Here is a 23,112-nt window from a genome sequence, read left to right on the forward strand (position 1 = left end):
ATGAAAAAGATCATTCGCGTGGGGGATACGTTGAGAGAACATGGCGGGAAAGTTGTCAGCGGGAGCTATCAGGCATTTGGTAAACCGGTTGCTTGTGTCGGGGATGCCGTGGTTTGCAATGAGCATGGCCGCAATAGTATTGCACAAGGGGCAAGTGGCAGCACGATTAATGGCAAACCTGTTGCGTTGGATGGTCATCGTTGCGAATGTGGCTGTACGCTGGTCAGCTCATTGTCCGATATGGATATACGGCCATGAAAACACCGCCTTCCTATCCGGGTTACGCAGAAGCGAGCCCGATTCAGTGGCAACGCTGGAAGAAAGGGTTGATGGCCGGATGCAGCATCATGGCCATCATCACTTTTTTTCTTTGGCCCGAACAAAAATCCATGAAAACACTGGTATTCGGGTTCTGGGTACTGGGTTTTCCTGTCGGAATTTGGCTCACTTTGCTTGCCATCCGTTTTTTCTTCTATCAATTGAATGCCTACGGTCATGATCGTTATAAGGATGTGGTGGACCAGCATTTGGAGAGATGGTGGGAAAATCGCTCGCTCTCTTTGCCTGTCAAAAAAGCAGTCATGATTGGTTCGTTAGGCGATAAACAGGATACCTGGGCGAACTTGTTGGTTTCCCCGCCCACGGCACCGTTACCCAAGAGTGATAAATGGCAGGGGGAAACCTTGGCTTGCCCGTTATTATTGGGAACGGGCAATACCCGGACTGTCGCCCTGGCGCGTTTATTGGCACATCAGGTGTTAGCCATGGAAGAATTGAAAACAAAAGATATGCCCCGTTTTGATGCGGTGGCATGGTATGGCAATGAAGAAAGCCAAACCGCGTTCTTAACGATATTGCGCCAAGAAAATATTCAATTTTCTGGCAAGATCATTCCGTTGGCGGATGTCAGGGATATTGATGGGTTGATTGACCTGTTTTATCAGCAATCACCTCAAATGCGTCGAATGTTATGTGCCGGTGTGGCATGTCATGAATCAATATCAGAAGGTGAACTCGCCGGTGAAGCTGGCTTTGCGTGGTTGGTTGATAAGGAGAGTCAGGTGGGCATTTATCGTCCGGAAATGTTTATGCCTGAAAAAGAAGATCCCAAAATATTGACTCAACAATTAATGCGCTATGCTTCACTTTCAGACATTCCCTCTGTTTGCCTGGCGATTGATCCCGATAGTATGGCTGCCATATTGCCGGGTGGCTGGTCAGCAGTAGAACATCAATTGGCCCCTTATTTTGGTGAGTTGGGGCCATCAGCGCCATTTATTGCCATTACACAATCCGTATTACATAGCATCGAACACCAACAATCCTGTGGCTGGATGGCATCTTATTCTGAGAGAAACATTGAGCAAAAAAACTTTGTGACAGGAGTCGTTGCACATTATGGCAAGACCTGAAATTAAACAAGGTGGCTTCCCACCGTTATTGGTCATCAGTTATTTATTGGTTGTTACCCTTCTTATTCTTGTGTTTTCCCATCTTTATTTTTTCTTTGGCGACCACATTCAAGCACCTCAAATTCCCTATCGCCAATTGATGTTAAAAACGGCTGTTATTTGGGGAATTATGGTTCTTCTGTGCCCGGTTTATATTATGGCGTGGCGCAAGTGGATCGAAGTTGATGCGTATAAAACGGTGGGGGAATCGGAAGAGAATATCATACAGCCGCAACCAGAGACTCAGGCAGTACTGAAAAATACCCTTGCCCATGCATTGCGACTGCGTTACGGCCCTTTCTGGAAACGTAAAATCCATATACTGATGTTAATGGGGAAGGCGGAACAGGTAGAACAGCTTGTGCCGGGATTGGTCAGTGCGCAATGGCTGGAAGGGGCGGGGATTTTGTTGGTTTGGGGGGGCAACAGTGATGAAGAAAGCGCTGGGCTGATAAACCAGACCTTGCGTCGTCTTCGCCGCCGTCGGCCACTGGATGGCATTATTTGGGTGACGGAGGATTTCCATCAACACTTGACATTACCACCGGAAAAACCCCGTTCAGCATTATCAAACTCCGCTGTTGAGGCGATTTCCCGCCAGCTTCACACCCGTTATCAGGCCCTCGGCTGGACAGTGCCGGTGTATGTCTGGTCTTTGCATCCGGCACAACAGCATCAGGTACAACAGGAGCATCAAACTCAGGTCCCTGCGGTGGGTTGTTTATTGCCGTTGCAGTGTCAACCGGAAACCTTGCGTACTGCTTTGGCCGGTTTGCTGCCTGCCTTGATAGCGCAGGGAACGCAAAGCATCATGAACGATCGCCGGCAGGATTTTTTGCTGTCACTGGCCGGGTGGTTGCGGGCGGAGGGCATTGAACGCCTGACCGCTTCCCTGACGCCGCTGCTAAGTGGGTATCGCCCGCTGCCGGTGGCGGGGGTAATGTTCAGTCAACTGATTGTCGCTATTCCGACGGCAGGTTATGACCATGATCACACTTGGTACAAAGACAAGCGCTGGGATGATCTATTGGCATTCGTTCGCCAGCCATCAACGGGTACACAGCCTGTCCGGTTGGGGTGGCCGTGGGTAAAAATCATGCAGGGCATTACTGCCAGCCTGATGTTGGCCTGGGGTGTGGGCATGTTGGTCTCTTTTTTTGCCAACCGCAGCCTGATCACCGAAAGCATTGAACAGGCTGACCTGGCCGGGGATAAGCAGCAGTTGCCTGCGGTGCGTCAGGCGGCACAACAGCGGGTTGAGCACATGCTGACGGCGTTGCAGCGTCAGGAAACTGCGGGCAGCCCGCTGTACCGCCGTTTCGGACTGGATCAGTCCTTGCCTCTGCGACAGGCGCTCTGGCCGGTGTACCAACACACGGTGCTGCCTGAGCTGCGCGGCAGCATGGCCTGCTCGCTTGAGGCCGCACTCACGGCCCGGCTCCACGCCCCGGCAGGCCAGGATACCCCGGCGATCTATCATTTGCTGAAAGCGTATCTGATGATGGCGCAGCCGGACAACATGGCCGCGCCTTTTTTTCGTGACACCCTGAAAACGCTGACACCCCACCCGCAGCCGTCCGTCGGGTTCTATGCCGATAATTTGCCCCGCCACCCGGCCTGGAAAATTGAGCCAGACCGGGCGCTGATCCACCAAGCCCGCACCGCACTGCGGCAGGAGATGGGCAGCGATCAGACCGAATCGGCACTCTACCAAACCCTGCTGGCGCAAGTGAAAAACCAGTATGCGGATATCAGCCTGCATGACATGACGGGCGAAACGGAGGCGGACCGGCTGTGGTACGCGGAGGGCAGTGTGCCGGGCATGTTTACCCGCAAGGCGTGGGAAGAAACGGTGCAACCCGCCCTCGACAGGGTGGTGAATGAGCGGAAAAACCAGATTGACTGGGTATTACGGGAGGACAATCCGGCCACACAGGATGGCGCGTCACCGGCGCAGCTGAAAGCCCGCCTGACTGCCCGTTATTTTACGGATTTTGCCGGGGCATGGCGGACGTTCCTCAATGGCATTCGCTGGCGTCAGGCCACCACCCTGGCCGAGACAGCCAGTCAGCTGGCCCTGATGGCGGATGGTCGCCAATCCCCGCTTATTCCCCTGATGAATACACTGGCTTATCAGGGAAAAACCGGGCAGCAGGCGCTGGCGGGCCGCGGGGAAGACGGGGCCAGCGCTAACCCGATGGTGGCGACATTTGCGCCTTTGCTGGCGCTGGTTGAGCCGCAGGCCGACGCAACACAGGGGACATTATTGAGCCTGTCGGGCTTTATGACCCGCTCGACCCGTGTGCGCCTGAAATTGCAGCATATCACCCAATCGGGGGCGCCGCACGTTGCCTCCCGGCGTCTGGCGCAAACCATCATGCAGGGCAAAACCCCCGACCTGTCCGACACGCGGGATTACGGGCAGCGTGTGGCGGCCAGTCTAGGCCGGGAATTACAGCAATTGGGGCAGGCCCTGTTCGTCGCGCCGATGGCGCAATCCTGGCAACAATTGCTGACCCCCACCGCCCAAAGCCTCAATGCACAGTGGAAAACGGCGGTGGTGGACAAATGGCAGGCCGACGTCGGGGCACACTATCCGTTCAGGAATGTGGCACAGGACGCCTCCCTGCCGGTATTGTCGCAATACCTCCGTGCCCACGGCGGGCATATTCCCCATTTTTTGGAAAGCCACCTGAGCGGGGTGCTGCAGAAAGACGGCCACCGTTGGGTACCGAACCTGGCCCAGTCACAGGGGCTGACCTTTAATCCGCAGTTTCTGCGGGCGCTGGATACCCTGAATATGTTGTCCGACACGGTATTTGCCGACGGGGAGGCCAGGCTGCATTTTGACCTTGAGGCCGGCACGGCGGACGGGGTCATGCAGACCACCTTGATTATCGATCACCAGAAATTGGATTACGTCAACCAAATGCCTTTTTGGCAAGCCTTTGTCTGGCCGAATGACACCACAGACCAAGGGGCGACCCTGAGCTGGCGCAGTGTGCAGGCGGGGGAGATCCTCTATGCGGAGATGCCCGGTCCATGGGGCTGGGTCCGTTTACTTGAACAAGCCCGGGTGGAGCCGGTGAACGCAGGCCCACCTTCAGGGGCGGGGGCGCGTTATCGCCTCCGGTGGCAGGCGCCGGATGGGCGTTGGTTGAATTACACCCTGCGTACAACAGGAAAAAGCCATCCCCTGTTATTGCTGAAGCTGCGTAACTTCACACTGCCGGAGCGCATTTTTCTGAATTGATGATAAAAAAATCTCCTGCGGTTATCACCGCAGGAGCCTGGTGTTGTGGAGCTGTTCTCCAAAAAGATGTAACAAACACGGAAAATTAGATGATTTTATAGTTGGTTTGTTAACGTCAATTTTGAGGTTTTTATTATTACCGGGAAGTTCTCTCGTTCCCTTAGCAATGCTGACCATTGAGATTTAACGATTTCTCACTGAGCTGCGGGTTCGGGGGGATGCAGTCAGTAAGTGCTCCTTTGGTGTGTAGAAGCCGTTATATACCTGTTGTCTTTCAAGCTGCGGTTTTGTTGGCTGCACCTTGAAATTCACTGGGCATAGTCAGTGCTGTATCTCCGAATATACTAGGCATTTCCCAGTGTTGCAAATGAGTTACTATTTCTAGATGTAATAATAATCAAGTTTGTTGTTTCATTTATGTAAAGTTTTATTGGGTAAAATCACTGATGTTTCATGGGAAATATCGATAGTTATTACGCCATCTTTTTGAAAAAAAAGAGTTTACTGTCTTTTAAATAGTGTTTTGCATCAGAGTAGGCGAGCGATAAATCGTATATTAACGCGCATAGATTAAACAATTCATCATAGGATAAATATTATGTTATACCCCATAACACAGAAGGTGCTCATAATCATAGGGGAGTATTCTGAGTTGCAGGCCTGTGGATCTGACAGGTAGCTATCTGGCATGGGGCGTTTTTACCAAGTCAGAATACAGTGAAGATAAACGCTTTGAAAGGTCATAATAGTTAAGGAGGACAATCATGAAAAATGGTCATAAATCATTTATTGATAGCTGAACTTAATTATATTATTCACTTATTATAAATAAATGAACAAGAAAGATTGCGTTAAAATAATAAATGCAGCGCTATTGAAAATATAAAAAATCATACTGAACCATATGATAAAATCTATTTTTCTGGGTATTTATTCTTGCAGTGCAATAATGTTTAGATTAAGAACTAACATTGATGAGGTAAATATTTTTATTTTTTATGATTTATTTTTTTTGTTTGTCCATTAGATGAAAGGATATTTTTTTAAGGCTTGGTGTTTTTATTATTGAGGTATGTGAAAAACCAAATGTGCGTATTAAGGAAAAGAGTGTTTTATGCAATAACACCACTCAATAAATGTTTCTTATGCGATTTTTATATCTGGTTTAGAACAAATTAATGAGAAAATAAAGGATATAGTAATACAAGTAATAGTTTCATTGCTATTTATTAGCATCGGAATACCAATTTTACGGCTTAGAATAATAGGAAGATAATGACACTAACTTAGTGTCATAAAAACCTATTGTCTTCCTTTGAGTAAAAATATTGCTTGCTAATTGTTTTTATGAAAGCTAAGTCGGATTGTCTATAATGTCATCAGGGTTAATGGATAAAATAATCATAAGGATAGTGATGAGAAAGAATAGTGTATTTATTGGTTAATTCTTAATTATTTGGTTTCGAAAAGCGTAATGAACAAGATCAATAATGGTATCACATTGTAATTTCTTTAAAATCCGGGCACGGTGGACGTGAACTGTGTTATGGCTAAGTTTAAGTTGTTCAGCAATCATTTTTACAGTGCTTCCGTTAACCAATAAGATAAAAACTTGTCTTTCCCGTGGTGTGAGAATATCCAATTCTTTGATTTCACTTGTTTTTTGTCGAAATGATTTGAGTGCATCCGTACAAAGAAACGTTTTCCCCTGATGAACCAAACGGATAGCTTTCATTAGGTCTTCTGGCTTGCAATATTTTGTCAGATACCCACGGACACCTGAATCCAGCGCTTTTTGCACAAGCGAGGCAGTACCGTAAATACTGATGATAATGGTATTAAAATCAGCTCGTTTCAGGCGTAGTTGGTTAATTATTTGTAATCCACTTTCGTTAGGCATAGAAATGTCCATAATAACGATATCAATTTTCTTTTTTAGTAAATCAGGTAAGGCTTCTCTGGCACTGCTATATTGACCAACAACGGTAATATCATTTTCGAGTCTCAATAATTGAGCAAACCCCGAGCGGGCAATAACATGATCGTCAATGAGCGTTACTTTTATCTTCATTTTTATTGTATATTGTAGGATGGTTATTATAAATTTAGTCATGCATCATAATGTTCACAAAATAAAATTCATGCAAATGTATAAACAAAATTTGTCGGTAAGATAACAAATTTTGTTAAAATCCAGCATGACTCTATTTATTAAGATTTTTTGTTATCCATTTCAATTATTTTAATTGTGAACTCTATATCAGGGTTATTGTTTTTAGTTAAATAATTCATAAATATCTCATCTAAGGTATCAAAATTTTATTACTGCCTAAAAAATGAAACTTTTTCCTAAAATACATATTATTGGTAGGGTTTTATTCCTTAAGTATGGGCCAGAACTTCAATAATAAAATAGCAATTATTTTTAATTTGTTAAATCAATAATTAATCTATGTAAGTAACTGATTAAGGTCACAGGAGATAAAAATGATGATATGGCACTGTGTAAAGATGTTGCCATGCCAAGTATCATCTATAGTATCCAAATAGTTAAGCAATTTACATTGGTTAATGATTTTTTAGAATTAAAACTGTAGGCGAGTAAAAATTCAACATCCACGCCTGATCACTCTATCGCTGACATAAATAATAGCATATTCATAAAGTTGTACAGGTTTGCATTGATAATGATAAGTGATAAGGTTGCAAAAAACAGTAACGAGCAGTTATCAGTGTCAATTTCAATATACTAAGATATCAAACCAGAAATACGTGACTGAGAAGCAGATACTAAATCTTTATCGATAGAATATACAACCATGGCCCGAGTTTTTATTCTTCACAACGATATGTCTGGTCACTTATACGACCAATCCCTGTTTTTATAAATATACGCGTATCGGTACTTTCAGTAATGAGTGAGAAGCTTCTTTTTGAAACACAATGGGAAATGGTGAGTAAAGAATGTATGACTGGCAGGAAAAATGTCTGCTAGTCATTCAGGTTAAAAAAGATGGATATTTATAGGTCAGGCAAATTCCGACCGTAATAGATTTCTTGTATCTCTTTTTTAAGTAAACGGGTAATTTCTTTTTTCTCCGCTTCGTTTAGTTCTGCTGCTGTGGTATTAAATAGATACTCATTCAAATCAAATTCTTTTAACATCATTTTAGTGTGGAAGAGATTTTCCTTGAAAATATTCACATCAATCATATGGTATTGTGATTGAATTTCTTCCGTTACATAGTTCTGAATGGAACTAATTTCGTGGTCGATATAATGTTTTACGCCGTTAACATCTCGGGTAAAGCCACGGACACGGTAATCCATTGTTACAATGTCAGATTCTAATTCATGAATAAGATAATTTAGTGCTTTGAGTGGGGAAATAACACCACAGGTTGAAACTTCAATATCTGCCCTGAAAGTGCATATGCCACCATCTGGATGGCTTTCTGGATAGGTATGGACACAGATATGGCTTTTATCCAGATGAGCAACGACAGAATCAGGGAGTGGGCCGGGGTTTTCGGTATTATCCACTAATTTGGGGTCAATCGGTTCTTCACTAATTAAGATAGTTACGCTCGCACCTTGCGGGTCGTAATCCTGGCGGGCGATATTAAGAATGTTTGCACCAATGATTGAACAGGTTTCACTGAGTATTTCAGTGAGACGGGTCGCGTTGTACTGTTCATCAATGTACGCGATATAACTGTCGCGATCGGCTTTCGTTTTTGCATAGCAAATATCATAAACACAAAAACTCAAGCTTTTTGTTAGATTGTTAAAGCCGTGCAATTTCAGCTTGTGCAATTTAGGTCACCTCCCGGCTACTGAGTGGTTATTGATTTCCAGATAGTGCATTCAACAAGTACTGCGGCAAGGCAAAACTTCCTGTATGTACAGCTGGTGTATAGTAACGGCATGATATGGCCGAATCGTTGAAACGTTGTTGCAGAGTTTCCAAAGGCACTTGACGCAAGGCAGGGTTCTGAGTTGCCCATGCAAATGTCATGATCCCACCGTAATAAGTCGGAACAGCGGCCTGATAGAAACTACTGTCAGCAAAATAGTGGCTTAATTTTTTGTGGCTGGTGATGGCTTCGTCTTGTTGCAGGAAACAGACGCCATTTTGAGCGACGAATACCCCCCCTTCATTGAGGCAACGGGCGCAACCTTCATAAAATTCGGAGGTAAATAAACTTTCACCCGGTCCGGCAGGATCAGTACAGTCAGAAATGATGACATCAAATTTTTCAGAGGTGGTTTTGACAAAATTCACGCCGTCGTCAATAACCAGTTTGAAGCGGGGATCATCGTAGGCACCGGCATTATGGTTCGGTAAATATTGGCGGCAGAATTCAACGACTCCGGCATCAATTTCTACCATGGTGATATTGTCAAGGTAATGATGACGGCAAACTTCACGCAACATTCCACCATCACCCCCACCAATGATCAATACCTTGCGGGCCTGACCGTGGGCAAATAACGGCACATGGGCCATCATTTCGTGGTAGATAAATTCATCGCGCTCTGTTGTTTGGACAACACCATCAAGCGCCATAATGCGGCCAAGTTCTGTATTTTCGAAAATGATCAGGTCTTGGTGCTCAGTTTTGTCATGGTAAAGCACATTTTCAACTGTGAAATACTGACCGAAATTGGAATGTAATGTTTCATGCCAAATTTCTTTTTGTGACATCTCCTGATATCCCTCCCTAAGGTATTTACAAGTATTGAGGGCACATAATAGCCAACTCCAGGGGCAGTTGCACCGCGAAATTGACCATAATAATACTTTCGTATAGGAATTATTTCACATAGGCGAGTAGACTGAGAGAACGCCGTGCCAGTGAGCGGCATTTAACCTCATGAGGCAGGTTGATTCCCTTCAGATCGTTGTAACCCAATTGATTCAGTTCTTCCATTAACTGACTGTCGTAATTATTGAGATCCCATTTGTTGCGTTGGGCAAAATAGATAATTGTGCGCCTGATCTCACGATCAGGAATTTGGGTATAACCACAATCATATTTTAAAAAGATATAAACAGCTGTCAGATCAGCAAGATCTTCAGCTTCGTTTTCTGACAAGGCTTTTGCTGGTTGTGATAAACCTAACAAAAGCAAGATGTAGGTAAGTAAGACAATTTTTTGCATAATTTCTATTATACTGATTTTCTATCGTTTTGACTAAATTAACATACTAATATCGCTGTTAGCTAAATTTTATTTTATTAATGTTTGGAGAAACGGGCACCTTACAGGAATGGAGAATCAACTTAATTGATTGTTTGGAACATAATAGTCAATCTAGCTTAAATCGTTTGCAGGTTTATCTGGCCGGATATTTGTTGGGTCAGGCATCCTTGCCTATATTGGTGGTATATACCTGCCGTCTTTCAAATTGCCGTTTTGTCGACTGTGTTTACTTATCTCGATCACCACTTTATAAACAGATGGTTATCTATATTTTCGGGATAGATTTGGATTGGTTTGTTGTTTTAAATAACGCCATTATCAGCTCAAGCACAGCAATTGCTGCGAGTATTATGATAAATAAGGTTTTTCCCGCTTCAACTAAGATCCAGCCCCCGATCATCGGAAATCCAAATATGCCAATAAAATAGGAGACAACGAACCAAGTCAGAGCCGCGTGACGGTTTTCAAGGGAGGAGTCATTGACTGCCCAAGTTTGGATCACGGGGTACACTAATCCATACCCCAGGCCGGTTAAGATGGCCGCAATAACCTGAAATATGGAGTGAACGGGAATGCCCAGCAAGAACAAAATGCCAAGGATTAAAGAGGACATCAACGTTGTGACAAGCGGTATGCGGGGGATTGTTGATAAATACCGCGATAACAAAAGCCGCGATATAACGACAGTCACCACATGAACAGCAAAGAATGTACTGGCACCTGCATCCGTTCCTTCCACTAATGAACTCTGAAACGACATCATGCCAGAGAATACACAACCTCCCAGTCCGACCATGATGATGGGGCGAATCGCACTACTTGGCGCAATTTTCGTGATTTTTTTCACCCAGGGTCTTAGTGATGATTCTTGTTGATGACGCGGCTCTTTAATCCCAAAAGTACCCAGAAATAGTGATGCGAAAATTCCTGCAATGCCAACAAGGAAAAATGCGCTTAAGATAGGGACGTTACCCTGCTCAACGGCGAGGGTAAGAATAATCGGGCTACCACAAATTCCAGCCATTTGAAAAGCGCTGAAACGAGTAAACCAGTGCCCCCTATCTGCATCTGAAATACGTTCGGACAAGGCCATGGGCCCACTGATATAGAACATTCCCCAGCCAAGTCCAATTAAGAAAGCCGCAATGCGTGGAGTGTAATTCAGCTCACTGCCAGAGCCACTAAAAAGAAAGTAGCCAAGGGACATTGACAATGCGGCGAGAGCGGCAAAGCGTGACGCTTCCAGTTTTCCGGCAAACCACCCGACCAAAGGGACCCCAATCAGCGTGCCGGCTAAAGCCACACTCAGTGTTGTCCCTGTGTCAATGTCGCTTCCGCCATGTGAACGAAAATATTCTGAGATCAGGAAGGTCGCGCCATACCCTCCCGCAGTAAACATGGTTCCAAATAAGAGAAAAAGTGCTGACATTGTTCGCATGAATTAAACTCCATCTCCAAATCATTGAGAGCTGAATGACTTTGGTACCATCGATCTCAGTTTACTCACGGCTTCTTTCAAACGGAGACAAACATGTTGTATTTCGTCTTCATTATTAAACCGGCCCAATCCGAAACGCACGCTGGCCTGAGCTTGTTCGTCACTGACGCCGATGGCTTTCAGGACATGTGAAGGTGCCCGTTTCGCCGATGTACAAGCCGATCCCGAGGAGAGCGCAATGTCAGAGAGTTCGAGCAAAAGCGAGTCTGCATCTATTCTTTCAAATGAGACATTCAGCAATCCCGGAAGACATTCGGTCATGTGGCTGTTTACCCGAATATCATCTACATTTTCAATAATATATTGTCTGAGCAAGTTCCTTAAGCTGCTTAATCTTTGTGACTCACTTGTTAAGCTATTCATAGAAAGTTCAACAGCACGAGCAAATCCGACAATTCCCGGAACATTCAGTGTGCCGGAACGCAAGCCCCGTTCATGCCCGCCTCCGACAATAAGGGGGGATAGGTGCATATTTTTATCGGATGAATTAATATAAAGCGCTCCAACTCCTTTGGGACCATATATTTTGTGTGCGGAAAAAGAGGCGAGACTAATATTCATTCGTTGCACATCAAATTCTATTTTTCCGAGGGCCTGTGTAGCATCAGTATGAAAAATAATATCGCGTTCTTTACAAATCGCGCCTATTTCTTCAATTTTTTGTATTGAGCCAATTTCATTATTCGCCGTCATAATGGAGACAAGATAAGTATTATCTCTCAATGCGCGATATATTGAGTCAGGGGATATAACGCCATCATTTTGTGGTTGTAAATAAGTCACCTCTATTCCCATTGACTCCAGTTTGGCGCAACTATCAAGAACAGCTTTATGTTCAATCATTGATGTAATGACATGACCCTTTTTGTTCTTATGCTGAAGGGTTGTAATTGCAAGATTAATGGATTCTGTTGCACCTGATGTAAAGATAATATCAGAAGGACTGGTTGCATTTATTGCTGTTGATATCAATTTCCTTGCCCGATTAACGGCTTCCAGGGCTTTCCAGCCAAAGGCATGGCTAACACTGGAAGCGTTTCCATAATCATGTGTCAGATAAGGCATCATAGATTGCAGGACTTCAGGATCTAATGCCGTTGTTGCATTGTTATCCAAATATATTGGCCGGGATAGTTTGTACATCATTATTTTCCTTAAAAAACAAAGATGAGACTTATTGTTATTATTTTGATGGTAAATCAGGCAGCGGTGATATCACCCTGGCTAACTTCGCCGGTTTCACTGACAAGATTGAGGCGAATAGAAGTAGAAACCCCCAACATATGGCTGAGTTGAAGCCCACGAACATAAGCCAGCGCTCTCGACCAGACACAATCCTCAAAAAAGACCTCCAGAAGATTATCTGTGCTTTTATTATCACCGGCTGCTTTCTCAAAGTATTCTTTCGTAATGGCCGCACAGGTCAGTTTTTGTGTTGGTTCTTCATGTGCAACATCAGATATTGATGGTTTGGTATCCGTATTGGTGTCAGACACCATTCGCTGTTTGAGCATTTCGGGGATTTCTTCAGAGGCAAGGATATGGACGAGGTGTTGCCTTGCTGAATCTTCATGGATGACGCGTATTTCACTGAGTGGAATTTGATGCTTTTCCGCGATAGGTAAGAACACACTGACAATCGAGGCATGAAGCTGGTTTAGGCGAGGGTTTCGCTTTTGAGAATTCGTGAGGTCATCGGCTAAAAATTGGAGGCGAAAGATCCCACGGTGGTCAAACGCGATAGATATTCTTGGTATTTGGCCGCATTTGTTTTGGATCTTTTTGGCGAGCATGAGAGCAGCTTCAAAGGCTTTTAACTGTGCTTCGACAACGATTTGATCATCTTGGTTGAGATAGACCCGTGAATTTCCTGCCAGTATGCTGGTGTTGGTTTCTTGCTGACACATTTTCATCAATCTCTCTTCCGTTAGGTATTATTGTTAACGAATGCTTATGAAAATTACACCCGGCAAATCCATCAAACAATCCAGCTGCTTTTAAAATATAACTTAGATCAAAATATTATATTTAAATAAATATCTCTGATTTTTTGATGGAACTTAGTATCCTGCAAATTGTCGCAATGCCCAACTTTGGTTGATTTAGTGAGTTTATAGATGATTTTTTTGTACCTTATTCTTAAGGTAAACTCAGGGGATAATATCGGTCGTCAGAGGTTATCCCTGAAGCTAATTTAAATGAGTATCCTTACCGAATAAATTTATTCCATACCATTAATAATTAAAATTATTTATCATTTTGACTCATTTAAACGATCACTACCTTGGTGTCATGGGCAGAGGTGTCATAGGCAGAATAGTTCATTGGATAAGTATCTTGAATTGCTGAATTATTAAGATTCAGGCAGGTGGGCGATGTTGTGCATCCCTGGCAATAGGATAATTGATGTTGTATTAATTAGTGGCAGGACTTATTTCCGGAAATTGCATGTATCAGGGGAACCTAGGATTGTTATATGAGCCATCGTTTTATCCTGCCATTTTATGGAACCCATTTTTACAGTGTATATCTGCATGATCAGGCAGTGGGATAGCAGATTATTAGTGTGTTGAATTAATTTGTCATTATAAATCAATTTGATAACAACAAATAATGTTTTCCATCCATCTTTTGCAGATATTTATCTCCCTGACTGTTAAAATATACAATATCTTTCCTGATAATGATGAGCCGATGATGAGTGACGATCAGCATGATAGACTAAAAAAGACTTACATGAATATCGGTAATAATGTAAAGCAGTTGCGGATAGCGAGGAACCTTTCGCTGAATGAACTTTCCAGACTATCCGGTGTTTCCAAGGCTGCGCTTTCCAAACTAGAATCCGGAGGTTCTAACCCACGGGTCGATACTCTCGATGCAATCGCCAACGCATTGCGGCTTCCGTTAGGTGATCTCCTTGGCAGCAATAATGAGCGCTATCCCTATCTGGAAAAAAATTCCGGTTATGATGGCGATTATTCCCAAGTGATGAAGTTCCGTATTGGTCAGGGGAATATTACAGAAATATGGCATCTGCAAATGAAACCCGGCGTCATCATTAATAGCCCGGCGCATATTTTTGGTACTCACGAGCATGTTATCGTCCATCTTGGTTCGTTAATTCTGCGCATTTCTGATGACAGGAGTATTGTTTTACAAGCTGGGGATTTCTATGCTTTTTCCGGTGATGTGAAACATGCCTATATATGTGCCGATAGCGCAGTGAGTGCGACGGTCATTATGTCCTATACTACGCACGGGTAATAAAAGAAGGGGGCGGCTTCCCCTTAATTTGCCAACATATTTACCCTTGCCGCCGTAAATTATCTTTGAACAGGTTATATTTCTGAATAAAGTGGAGTGTGGCTTCCCGAATTTTTTCCCCTTGCTGTGCGGAAATAAAGTGCCCGCCGGATATACTCACCAGTTCGAAAACTTGCTGGGTACATTCCTGCCAGCGCCAGGGGGGTTCCTGCAACAGCGGGTCTTCTGTTGAATGTATTGCCAAAAGTGGAATATCTCTGAGTGGTGCGGTATCTGACGGGCTGATGGAGTTGGCAACCCGCAGGTCGGCGGCCAGAACGTGCAAAAATTGCTCCAGCAGCAGTGGCTCTTGCTGTAGCCAGTCAGGCAACTGACCCAGTTGCGAAGCAAAGCGGACGAGTTGCTCACTGGGACCCTGCGCAGAGTCCAGAAAAGAAAATTGTTGCCGGCAATGAATGGGATGGTTGGCTACCACGACAAGCATGATTTGCCGTGCCGGCTCGCTGGCTCGGCAATATGCTGCCATCAAATAGGCAATGTAGGCGCCCAGACTGTGCCCGAGAAAAATGATGGGTTCCCGGGGGGGCAGCAGAGCAGCAAAGTCATCCACGATCTGTGCGGCATCATTGACCAGCGGCTCCCGGCGGCGGCGTCCGCGGCCGGGCATCTCAAACTGGATGACGTCGAAATCAGACGCGAACGTTTTCGCCAGATGGCTCAATGCCGCCGCATTCCCGCCTGCATGATGAAACATTGCCAAGTGGGGGAGATTATTCATAACGCTTTCCTTCGACTATACGTCCCATTAGGGCGGCACATACAATGATTAACCCTCCCATTCCTTGCAGAATACCGAGTGTCTCTCCCATAATCGTCACGGCAAACATGGCGGCAAAAGCGGGTTCCAGCGACAAAATAAGGCCAACCCGGGTCGGGCTGGTCGTCTTGGCGGCATACAGTTGCATCAGAAATGCGAATGCTGTTGCCAGCAAACTGAGAAAGAGAATATATCCCCAGACGGCGGGTGATATCTCGGGAATATATCGCAGGGCGCCGGGCTCGATGACGATAACGGATGCCAGCCCCAGCACCGCGACGGTGACCAATTCGATCAGCGTGATGTTTATTAATGAGTAGGGCTTGCCGGCAGTTTGTCTACCGAACATAAAAATCTGGAAACCACGGATCAGGGCGGCAAGCAAAATCAGGCTGTCACCGAAGTTGAACCCGATGCTGCCGCTCGCGGAAAAACTCAGCAATCCTCCCCCGAACAGGGAAAGGAAACAGGTAAAGTACACGAATTTACTTTGCTTGCGTTTGCCCAGCACGCGCTCGAAAAAGGGAACCAGAACCACGGACAGTGCGATAAGGAAACCGGCATTGGCCGCGGAAGTGTATTTTACCCCCAGCGTTTCAAATGTCAGGATTGCATACAGCAATATACCAAAAATCAGCCCGTTAACGATTTCACCACGCGTGATATTACGCAAGCGTATGCGCGTGCCGAGGAACATAAAGGGAACGGCCAACGCAAAGCGCAGCATCAAAAACAGCGGCACAGTGACACCCGCATGGATAATCAGCTGCATCAGGGAATAACTTGCCCCCCAGGAGAGGGCAACAGTGAGTAATCCTATATCCAGCATCCAGAGGCGGCCGCGTGACAGTGATAGTGTATCGTTAGACATGGGTATCCTTTAATGCAATATGCTCAGCATCGTAGCTGATGCGTAGCGTACCTTTTTTAAACTTGATCGCTTTAATAGAAAACATGCTGATTTTGCTGAGATTGTCGGTGTGCGTTCCTGCGCAAGGCATTGGTTCAGTTCCTTCGATCAGGCACAGCCGTATCCCATCTTCATACCAAGTCGTTATCGATGCGCCATTGCATAACCGAGTACGGATAATTTCTTCGATTTCCTCCGGCTGCAAGCGATCAGGCTGCACGGCGGAAGAGTCAGAGGCGGTGAATTCAACGCGTGACTCGCCGGGAAAATGATGGCCGCGTATAGCCATCCAACCGAAACGGCGCATCTCCCAGTTCAACAAATGGCCCGCCGTGTGCAACGCAGCATGGTGGGTACGATCATCCTTTGAAAGAACTGAGATGACTTTGGTTTCCCCGGACAGAGAAAAAGGAGATACCGGATAGAGTGCCACCAAGCCTGACTCCTGTTTTCTGACGGTGACAGGGATATCGTTAACCCAACCGCGGTCTGCGGGTTGCCCGCCTCCCTGGGGGTGAAAGATATTTTCCCTCAGGGCAATCCATTGCCCCCATTCATCGGCGCCGTGGGCGATAACATCGCTTATTGCGTTGAAATGATATGTATCCTCTAGGTAATGCTGGATCTGACGCATCGTAAACTTTCCTATAGCTGGGACGACAAGGTGGCAAAGGGATGACCGAGCAGGTTATGCGAGGCTATCCGGTTGTTGGTGTTACGGCTCTGACCTGCCACAATGACACAGCCGAATTTATCCAGCGGAATGTTTCCGCCATACTCATATACATGATCGGTGTTGGGGTAGATATCGACATAACTGGGTGCGTAACGGGTAGCAAACCCCATTCGGTAAAGCTTATCGGATATATTGGGGTAGGAGGCATGCATCAGCGTTGACCAAAAAATGACGCACTGTCCCGCTTTCATTTCTAAGGGAACTGACTGACTCTCATCCGGCTTCCAGTTTGGATCGATTTGCAGATCCCGGTAGTCATAGCCAAAAAAGCCGCGGCTCTTACCGCCCTTGTCTATTTTGTTGATAATGTCACTCTGATACGCCATCGATTTTTTTTCATCGTAATTCATTTTGTTGTGCGTGCCGGGGATGATTTCCAGACAGCCATTTTCGATGGTGGCATCAGTAAACGCCGTCCAGACGGTCAATGTGCCCTTGCCGAATGTCTCTTCTGTTTCACCAGGCCACAAGATTTGCGGTTTGCCACTGGCGTTGGCGAACGTGTCGGCCTGATGCCAGTCAGTTCCTTCATCTCCGGGATATTTGGGGAAGAACTCCGTGCGCCAGCACAGAACGTCATCACCAAGAATATCGGAAACCGGAGCGACAACACGCGGGTTAGTGATGTGCTGGCTGAGTAGCTGAATATCCAGATGACGATCGTAATTCGAGATATTGGTTGCTGCACCATAGGAGTCTGAAGGGTATGCAGCATGGGTGCGATCAGGTAATTTTCTGCGGATCTTATTCCACATTTCCGCCATCTCTTCCGGAGAATAAATGGTGATGGGGCCGATATAACCATTTTGATGAAAACTTGCTAATTGCTGTTCAGTCAGATGAATTTCTTTTGTCATGATGAAACCCTTATTGTGGATAAACTTTATCGTGCACAAAATTTACTGTGCACAAATTAATGGGCGGCAATGAATGCTTCGGTCAGGGTAGCGTTATAGAGTCGCTCCATTGAGAGCGTCAGACCATATTGATTCTGAATACGTTCATTAAGCGAAATGGCGATCATGGAATGCCCGCCGACATCAAGAAAGTTATCACCGGCGGCAACCGGTCTTTCTAATAGGGATTCCATCCACGAGATATATTCTTTTAATGCTTGTGCTTTTATCTCTTCTTTCGTGTAATTATTAGTACTTGTCATGATTGTGATTCACTCCAGTGAAAGTCTGAGGTTTTGTTTATCAATCTTTCCATTAATCGTTTTTGGCATAATGTCGAGCCTACGGTAACGCATGGGACGCATATAAACCGGTAAGGTTTCTTTCGCCAACTCTCTGAGCTGCTCAATAACATTTTTCTCTTTATCGAGTTTATCGGGAGAGGTGAAACAACAAACCAGATGATGACCATGCGTTACAGAATGTGAGGCGATAACAGAGATATCACTGATGGCTTCATGTCGGGCGAGGATAGATTCGATTTCGCCGGTTTCGATACGGTAACCGTTTATCTTGACCTGCTGATCGCAGCGGCCCAGGTAGACCAGTTTGCCGGCGGCATTATGTCGCACGATATCACCAGTGCAGTAATAGCGGTAAAAGACGTTGTCGCTTTCATGACGGACAAATTTTCCGTTGGCTTCATTGTCCTGATTCAAATACCCGGGGGTCACTTGCGGACCGGAAAGCAGTAGTTCCCCACTTTCTTTCTGCCCGTTGTCCTTGTCGAGCGGACGGATAAGATAACGAAATCCGGGCAGTAGCCGGCCGATAACAGATTCGGCTTGTTTGAGATCGTTTTCATTAATGATATGCCAGCTGGAATGCACGGTTGTTTCCGTGATGCCGTACATATTGACCAGACGCGGGGATGTCAGCCCGAAATATTTCTGCCATTGCGTCAGCGTTTGGAAGTTAAGCCGCTCACCACCGAAAATAATGAAGCGCAGTGATAGCATTTCTGCCGGAAAGCGACAAAGCCAGTGGGCATTAACAGAGAAAGCGCTTGGTGTTTGGTTAAGCAAAGTAATGTTCCGGTCATGAATCAACTGTGTAAGTTTTGCCGGCATCAAGCGGGTTTCATCATCGGGAATAACCAGCCTGCCTCCATAAGCCAACACGGACCAGATTTCCCAAACAGAGAAATCGAAAGCGTAAGAGTGGTACAGCAAAGTTGCGTCGTGTTCGTTAAAACGAAAGAGGGATTCTGTTGCCAGGAATAATGCACGCAGATTGGCATGAGTAATGGGAACCCCTTTCGGGCGCCCGGTGGTTCCTGAAGTATAAATTATGTAGGCCACTCCATCAGGCAAGGCGGCGTTAAGAAACTCTGTGGCAGGCGTGTCCAGCATTTGGTGAATATCACTGGCGGGACAATCAGGAAAGGAGGAGGTCCCGTTTTCATTAATGATAAGTTTTGGTCGGGCATCATCCAGAATCAGACTGTTTCGCTCTTTGGGGGCATTACGATCCAGAGGAATATAAGCCGCGCCAATATATTGAATTGCCAGCAGGGAAGCGATGAGTTCAGCTTTGGGAGGCAACATGACTGCGATCCTGTCACCCGAACGGGCCCCAGCGTTATGTAAGGCCTGAGCAATTCTCATTATCCACTCTTTGAGCTTACGATAACTAATCTCTTGATGTGCATCGCTAACAGCGATGCGTGTGGGAAACCGCTCTGCTGCCATTAGGAAAAGGTGTAGCTGGGTAAGTGAACCTTGTATAGCTGACTGTATTTCTCTCATATCAGTTCCATTGTTCTCTATAAGATCGCATTAGACACTCAAAACGAACAAGTGTTTTTTTATTTATTAAGTCAATGTTAATGATTTGTCCAATCAAAAAATAGGGCAATTTCTTGATGTACATCGCTGACAGCAATGCGTGCGGGCAACTGAGCTGGCGTTGTCAGGATAAGGTTCAGTCGGCTAAGTGACCCTTGTGTCGCTGACGGCATTTTTCTCATATCAGGCTCCGCTGTTCTCTATAAAACCACATTAGACCATAAAAACGAACAAATGTTTTTTATTTATTAAACAAATATTAATTGTTTGTCTAGATAAAAATGAGGAAAAAAGCATGCGTGGAGTCGCTGGAAGATCGGTTAATCATCCGGGATGGGCGATATTATTGTGTACAGTTTGTTATCGGCAAGGCAGGGTGCTGTTCAATAATCAACTTGGTGTGGTCAGGACTATCAAACGGCGCGACAGAATGTTGGGATTGAATACTTTGAATTGAATACTCGGAATTGAATGCTTGAGAGAATTTGAACAATGTCGCTCAATGATAAAAAATAGTCACATGGCTGGCCATGTGACTGATATGAATTCAAATCTTTAATAAGAGGAAAAATTTATATTATTTTTTTCTCAATTCTGTTACGGGAACGCCACCGATCCCCCAGTTATCTGTTTCGACTTCATCAATGACAACAATTGTTGTCTTAGGGTTTTTATTTAAAACATCCACTAATAGCTGTGTTGCACCTTCCATTAATCTTTTCTTCTGTTCAGCGGTGACACCTTCATTGGTTATTTTTATATTAACGTATGGCATGGCATTATCTCCGTTTTTAAGTTAATTTCATGATATAAAAATAGCTATTGATGTTGGGAAAAACCGTGTTTTTAAATTCTGGAAACCACAATAGCAACGCTTATAATAATTTTCAATACATGGTTTCGCATTGAATTAATCATTGTGAATATAATTCAATAAATCTAATTGCATGAACATAGCCAATGCTTTCTGACGAGATACCCATAAATATTAAAATCTGACATCCCCATCTTACATTGATAAATATTTATGCACTTGCATATTCTTCATATTCATGAGCAATGGATTCCTTTATTTTTCCATACATTTCAATAACAATATTACCGGCATCCCTGATTGCTCGTGAGTTCACAAAAGGCCTTGGCAATACATAAGTATAGAAATTAGGCCCTTCGGCAATATTACCCAAAGCCCAGATATTGTCTATGCTTGTACCATTTTGTGTAATCGGATGCATTTTATTATCAATATCGATACCGCCGCAATGGTAATTTCCATTTATGAATGGTCGGATCATGCCTTGGTTATTTAAATTATATATTAAAGCGGAATCATCAGAGCAGGGTGAAAAACCATCCAGTCTGGCCTTGATAAGTACATCAGCCTTTATAATGCTCACTTCTTTTTCGAATTGTGTATGAATCTCAAAACAACCTTCTTGTTCATTTAATATAATTTGAGAAGAAGGCCCGCCAGCTAATTTTATCACCCCTGATTCCATCAATGACATCAACTGCTGATTTCTTTCTTTTGGTGGCCCAACCGCAATTCTGTTCATGATAGGGCAATAATGTTCAATAAAGTGTTTATGTGATTCAGGCAATAACCCACCGAAATCTATGGCATCCCGTAAAATATCTCTTATGTCTCTGATGACATCTGTTGCCGCCTTAACGGCTCCCTTGACATTGCCTTTTTCTGCTTCTTTGATATCTTCATTTAAGTAATTAAGAAACCAAGAGGTGTAACCGCTCAATGATGAAAATGTTTTTCCCTTATTGGGCGAAAATAAATACTTGATATATTTTTCGTCTTCGGCACTTATTTCATAAGAATCAACGTCTAACCAGTGACCTTCCAGCGTGCTTCTATAAACATAACACATCTCTTTGAACAACAAAGGAAAGAGCTGTTTTTCAAAATCTATTTTTATTTGCCCATTTTTAAGATTATCTGTTTTTATTCTCTTTATGGCTTGGTCTGTAAAAAAGGAAGGCTGGTATTGTCCCCCGACGCCTTTTTGATTAAGGGCACGCCCACTAAAAGGAAGGACCTCTCTTGAGTGAATGAAAATGGAGGGTTCATCACCGCTGGGCTTATACATATGATTTCCATTTTCTTGATAAAACTGTCCGTTTCTTCCTTGCGTCAAGTGAGAAATAACATCATATGCAGTTAAGCCAATCCCTTGTATTAATACTCGGGCTTCAGATGAGATTCCGGTTAATTTAGTGATAGGGTAAGGCTTATCGATATAGTTTAATTTGGGGTTTTTAGAACGAGCTGAATTCACAAATTGTTTAATTTGATAATCTTTCATTGAAGGCAAATTCTTGCCATGTCCAGTGGTTAAAAATACAAAATCAGCAACCAGCTCAGAACCACTTTCCAGATCAATTTTTATTTTCTTATCTTTTTTTAGCGTTAAATTGGTCACTTTGCTTTTGGAATGCGTTATTTTTATGTTTTTATTACAATGTGTTACAAGGTAATGATATGTCCAGGAAAGGTATTTTCCTAATAGGGCGCGGGGCAAATAATCATTGGGCGCTATCGGTGTGCCTTTATCCTTTACTTTTAAATAACGCCCGTCAACATGACGGTATCCCTGTTCCTGAACCCAATCATAAAAACTGGGCCCTAAAATCATCGGTTCAGCGGGGGTGATTGTATGATCACCAAACATCGTTATTTGACAGGCGACGGTATTCACCAACAAGTGTTCAGGTTGTTCTATGTCATGAACGCCAGTGCCGATATGATTGGGTTCAATTAAGATGATTTCAATATTTTCATTTTCGAGATATTTTTGGTGAAGCGTGATAATGCGCTCTAAAATATTTAATCCTCTTGGACCTAATCCAATAATGGCAAGTTTTTTATCAGACATGATTTTCCTCGAAAAATATAATATTACTTTTTCTTATAAAGAGTTAATGTTTATATATCATCAGAGATAAATAATCCTGTTATCGAACAGCCAGTACGATAAAAAGATTCATCATCATTTAGGTTGGTTTATGAAAAATAAAAGTGGTTGTGAAATAAAGATATTTTAAAGTGCCTGTCCTTTTATATATGAATGTTAAAAATGATAATACACATAAAATATAGCGGGCGTAATTAAAGCCAGAAGCAGATGAGGTTTGTTCAAAACTTAATGCAGGTTCATCAACCATAATCAGTGGCGGGGAGATATCTTTTAAAGAAGGCAATTTATTCAATTTATTGT

The 23,112-nt window shown here is 44.2% G+C and carries 21 protein-coding genes; 5 read left to right on the top strand and 16 right to left on the bottom strand.

The features are described 5' to 3' along the window. The 3 genes from Xsze_RS08380 to Xsze_RS08390 are packed head-to-tail and all read left to right on the top strand — an operon-like array spanning position 1 to position 4,704. Positions 1–258, top strand: coding sequence for a PAAR domain-containing protein (locus Xsze_RS08380; protein WP_038236188.1), 258 nt, complete (start codon positions 1–3; stop codon positions 256–258). Next, complete coding sequence (locus tag Xsze_RS08385) at positions 255–1,412, top strand: hypothetical protein (RefSeq protein ID WP_038236186.1); 1,158 nt, start codon at positions 255–257, stop codon at positions 1,410–1,412. The genes Xsze_RS08380 and Xsze_RS08385 overlap by 4 nt, the downstream gene beginning before the upstream one ends. Further along, positions 1,399–4,704: an ImcF-related family protein gene (locus Xsze_RS08390; protein WP_099138851.1), complete on the top strand. Its 3,306-nt coding sequence runs from the start codon at positions 1,399–1,401 to the stop codon at positions 4,702–4,704. The genes Xsze_RS08385 and Xsze_RS08390 overlap by 14 nt, the downstream gene beginning before the upstream one ends. 1,441 nt (positions 4,705–6,145) lie before the next feature. Here the strand turns inward: Xsze_RS08390 and Xsze_RS08395 are convergent. The 7 genes from Xsze_RS08395 to Xsze_RS08425 all read right to left on the bottom strand — a co-directional run bounded on the left by Xsze_RS08395 (position 6,146) and on the right by Xsze_RS08425 (position 13,316). Further along, positions 6,146–6,817, bottom strand: a complete 672-nt coding sequence (locus tag Xsze_RS08395; RefSeq protein ID WP_244590065.1) for a response regulator transcription factor — start codon at positions 6,815–6,817, stop codon at positions 6,146–6,148. 908 nt (positions 6,818–7,725) lie between these two features. Further along, entirely contained in the window at positions 7,726–8,520 is a 795-nt protein-coding gene (speD, locus tag Xsze_RS08400) for an adenosylmethionine decarboxylase (protein WP_038236184.1), read from the bottom strand. A gap of 28 nt (positions 8,521–8,548) precedes the next feature. After that, complete coding sequence (gene speE / locus Xsze_RS08405; protein ID WP_038236181.1) at positions 8,549–9,412, bottom strand: polyamine aminopropyltransferase; 864 nt, start codon at positions 9,410–9,412, stop codon at positions 8,549–8,551. Positions 9,413–9,521: 109 nt separating this feature from the next. After that, positions 9,522–9,869 carry a YacC family pilotin-like protein gene (locus Xsze_RS08410; RefSeq protein WP_038236179.1) on the bottom strand — a complete coding sequence of 116 codons (348 nt, stop codon included), beginning with the start codon at positions 9,867–9,869 and terminating at the stop codon, positions 9,522–9,524. A 307-nt stretch (positions 9,870–10,176) separates the two neighbouring features. Then, entirely contained in the window at positions 10,177–11,349 is a 1,173-nt protein-coding gene (locus Xsze_RS08415) for an MFS transporter (protein ID WP_038236177.1), read from the bottom strand. Between the two features lie 21 nt (positions 11,350–11,370). Then, positions 11,371–12,552 (bottom strand): cysteine desulfurase family protein, encoded by a 1,182-nt coding sequence (locus Xsze_RS08420; protein ID WP_038236175.1) that lies wholly within the window; start codon positions 12,550–12,552, stop codon positions 11,371–11,373. Positions 12,553–12,608: 56 nt separating this feature from the next. Next, positions 12,609–13,316, bottom strand: coding sequence for a hypothetical protein (locus tag Xsze_RS08425; RefSeq protein WP_038236262.1), 708 nt, complete (start codon positions 13,314–13,316; stop codon positions 12,609–12,611). Between the two features lie 790 nt (positions 13,317–14,106). On the opposite strand from Xsze_RS08425, the gene Xsze_RS08430 reads away from it, so the two are divergent. Next, the gene (locus tag Xsze_RS08430; RefSeq protein WP_167331000.1) at positions 14,107–14,676 is read left to right on the top strand and encodes a helix-turn-helix domain-containing protein; all 570 of its coding nucleotides are present in this window, start codon (positions 14,107–14,109) and stop codon (positions 14,674–14,676) included. Between the two features lie 40 nt (positions 14,677–14,716). On the opposite strand, the gene Xsze_RS08435 is transcribed toward Xsze_RS08430, so the two are convergent. From Xsze_RS08435 to Xsze_RS22115, 7 genes are all read right to left on the bottom strand, one after another. After that, positions 14,717–15,454 carry a thioesterase II family protein gene (locus Xsze_RS08435; protein WP_038236173.1) on the bottom strand — a complete coding sequence of 246 codons (738 nt, stop codon included), beginning with the start codon at positions 15,452–15,454 and terminating at the stop codon, positions 14,717–14,719. Then, the gene (locus Xsze_RS08440; protein ID WP_038236171.1) at positions 15,447–16,364 is read right to left on the bottom strand and encodes a DMT family transporter; all 918 of its coding nucleotides are present in this window, start codon (positions 16,362–16,364) and stop codon (positions 15,447–15,449) included. The genes Xsze_RS08435 and Xsze_RS08440 overlap by 8 nt, the downstream gene beginning before the upstream one ends. Continuing rightward, positions 16,357–17,037 (bottom strand): alanyl-tRNA editing protein, encoded by a 681-nt coding sequence (locus Xsze_RS08445; RefSeq protein WP_038236169.1) that lies wholly within the window; start codon positions 17,035–17,037, stop codon positions 16,357–16,359. Before Xsze_RS08445 ends, Xsze_RS08440 begins: the two co-directional genes overlap by 8 nt. Before the next feature lie 11 nt (positions 17,038–17,048). Next, positions 17,049–17,996, bottom strand: coding sequence for a chlorinating enzyme (locus Xsze_RS08450; RefSeq protein WP_038236168.1), 948 nt, complete (start codon positions 17,994–17,996; stop codon positions 17,049–17,051). A 56-nt stretch (positions 17,997–18,052) separates the two neighbouring features. Next, entirely contained in the window at positions 18,053–18,298 is a 246-nt protein-coding gene (locus tag Xsze_RS08455) for a phosphopantetheine-binding protein (RefSeq protein WP_051462333.1), read from the bottom strand. A gap of 9 nt (positions 18,299–18,307) precedes the next feature. After that, the gene (locus Xsze_RS08460; protein WP_084616180.1) at positions 18,308–19,843 is read right to left on the bottom strand and encodes an amino acid adenylation domain-containing protein; all 1,536 of its coding nucleotides are present in this window, start codon (positions 19,841–19,843) and stop codon (positions 18,308–18,310) included. 77 nt (positions 19,844–19,920) lie between these two features. After that, positions 19,921–20,064 (bottom strand): hypothetical protein, encoded by a 144-nt coding sequence (locus Xsze_RS22115; RefSeq protein ID WP_156935876.1) that lies wholly within the window; start codon positions 20,062–20,064, stop codon positions 19,921–19,923. A 113-nt stretch (positions 20,065–20,177) separates the two neighbouring features. Between Xsze_RS22115 and Xsze_RS22120 the strand changes: the two genes are divergently transcribed. Next, positions 20,178–20,339, top strand: a complete 162-nt coding sequence (locus Xsze_RS22120; RefSeq protein ID WP_156935875.1) for a hypothetical protein — start codon at positions 20,178–20,180, stop codon at positions 20,337–20,339. A gap of 120 nt (positions 20,340–20,459) precedes the next feature. Here Xsze_RS22120 and Xsze_RS08465 read toward each other — a convergent pair whose 3' ends face one another. After that, complete coding sequence (locus Xsze_RS08465) at positions 20,460–20,657, bottom strand: tautomerase family protein (protein ID WP_038236167.1); 198 nt, start codon at positions 20,655–20,657, stop codon at positions 20,460–20,462. A 250-nt stretch (positions 20,658–20,907) separates the two neighbouring features. Further along, the gene (locus Xsze_RS08470; protein ID WP_038236165.1) at positions 20,908–22,770 is read right to left on the bottom strand and encodes an FAD/NAD(P)-binding protein; all 1,863 of its coding nucleotides are present in this window, start codon (positions 22,768–22,770) and stop codon (positions 20,908–20,910) included. Between the last annotated feature and the right edge of the window lie 342 nt (positions 22,771–23,112).

This window comes from Xenorhabdus szentirmaii DSM 16338 (genome assembly GCF_002632585.1).
Classification (GTDB): domain Bacteria; phylum Pseudomonadota; class Gammaproteobacteria; order Enterobacterales; family Enterobacteriaceae; genus Xenorhabdus; species Xenorhabdus szentirmaii.

What these genes read in the sequence shown, in the direction of transcription:
- Xsze_RS22120 (WP_156935875.1), top strand. Translation starts at nt 20,178, where the DNA reads ATGCGTGGAGTCGCTGGAAGATCGGTTAATCATCCGGGATGGGCGATA.
- Xsze_RS08450 (WP_038236168.1), bottom strand. Translation starts at nt 17,996, where the DNA reads ATGACAAAAGAAATTCATCTGACTGAACAGCAATTAGCAAGTTTTCAT.
- Xsze_RS08395 (WP_244590065.1), bottom strand. Translation starts at nt 6,817, where the DNA reads ATGACTAAATTTATAATAACCATCCTACAATATACAATAAAAATGAAG.
- Xsze_RS08385 (WP_038236186.1), top strand. Translation starts at nt 255, where the DNA reads ATGAAAACACCGCCTTCCTATCCGGGTTACGCAGAAGCGAGCCCGATT.
- Xsze_RS08465 (WP_038236167.1), bottom strand. Translation starts at nt 20,657, where the DNA reads ATGCCATACGTTAATATAAAAATAACCAATGAAGGTGTCACCGCTGAA.
- Xsze_RS08470 (WP_038236165.1), bottom strand. Translation starts at nt 22,770, where the DNA reads ATGTCTGATAAAAAACTTGCCATTATTGGATTAGGTCCAAGAGGATTA.
- Xsze_RS08380 (WP_038236188.1), top strand. Translation starts at nt 1, where the DNA reads ATGAAAAAGATCATTCGCGTGGGGGATACGTTGAGAGAACATGGCGGG.
- Xsze_RS08420 (WP_038236175.1), bottom strand. Translation starts at nt 12,552, where the DNA reads ATGTACAAACTATCCCGGCCAATATATTTGGATAACAATGCAACAACG.
- Xsze_RS08455 (WP_051462333.1), bottom strand. Translation starts at nt 18,298, where the DNA reads ATGACAAGTACTAATAATTACACGAAAGAAGAGATAAAAGCACAAGCA.
- speE (WP_038236181.1), bottom strand. Translation starts at nt 9,412, where the DNA reads ATGTCACAAAAAGAAATTTGGCATGAAACATTACATTCCAATTTCGGT.
- Xsze_RS08430 (WP_167331000.1), top strand. Translation starts at nt 14,107, where the DNA reads ATGAGTGACGATCAGCATGATAGACTAAAAAAGACTTACATGAATATC.
- Xsze_RS08460 (WP_084616180.1), bottom strand. Translation starts at nt 19,843, where the DNA reads ATGAGAGAAATACAGTCAGCTATACAAGGTTCACTTACCCAGCTACAC.
- Xsze_RS08415 (WP_038236177.1), bottom strand. Translation starts at nt 11,349, where the DNA reads ATGCGAACAATGTCAGCACTTTTTCTCTTATTTGGAACCATGTTTACT.
- Xsze_RS08390 (WP_099138851.1), top strand. Translation starts at nt 1,399, where the DNA reads ATGGCAAGACCTGAAATTAAACAAGGTGGCTTCCCACCGTTATTGGTC.
- Xsze_RS08435 (WP_038236173.1), bottom strand. Translation starts at nt 15,454, where the DNA reads ATGAATAATCTCCCCCACTTGGCAATGTTTCATCATGCAGGCGGGAAT.
- Xsze_RS08440 (WP_038236171.1), bottom strand. Translation starts at nt 16,364, where the DNA reads ATGTCTAACGATACACTATCACTGTCACGCGGCCGCCTCTGGATGCTG.
- Xsze_RS22115 (WP_156935876.1), bottom strand. Translation starts at nt 20,064, where the DNA reads ATGAGAAAAATGCCGTCAGCGACACAAGGGTCACTTAGCCGACTGAAC.
- Xsze_RS08425 (WP_038236262.1), bottom strand. Translation starts at nt 13,316, where the DNA reads ATGTGTCAGCAAGAAACCAACACCAGCATACTGGCAGGAAATTCACGG.
- Xsze_RS08445 (WP_038236169.1), bottom strand. Translation starts at nt 17,037, where the DNA reads ATGCGTCAGATCCAGCATTACCTAGAGGATACATATCATTTCAACGCA.
- Xsze_RS08410 (WP_038236179.1), bottom strand. Translation starts at nt 9,869, where the DNA reads ATGCAAAAAATTGTCTTACTTACCTACATCTTGCTTTTGTTAGGTTTA.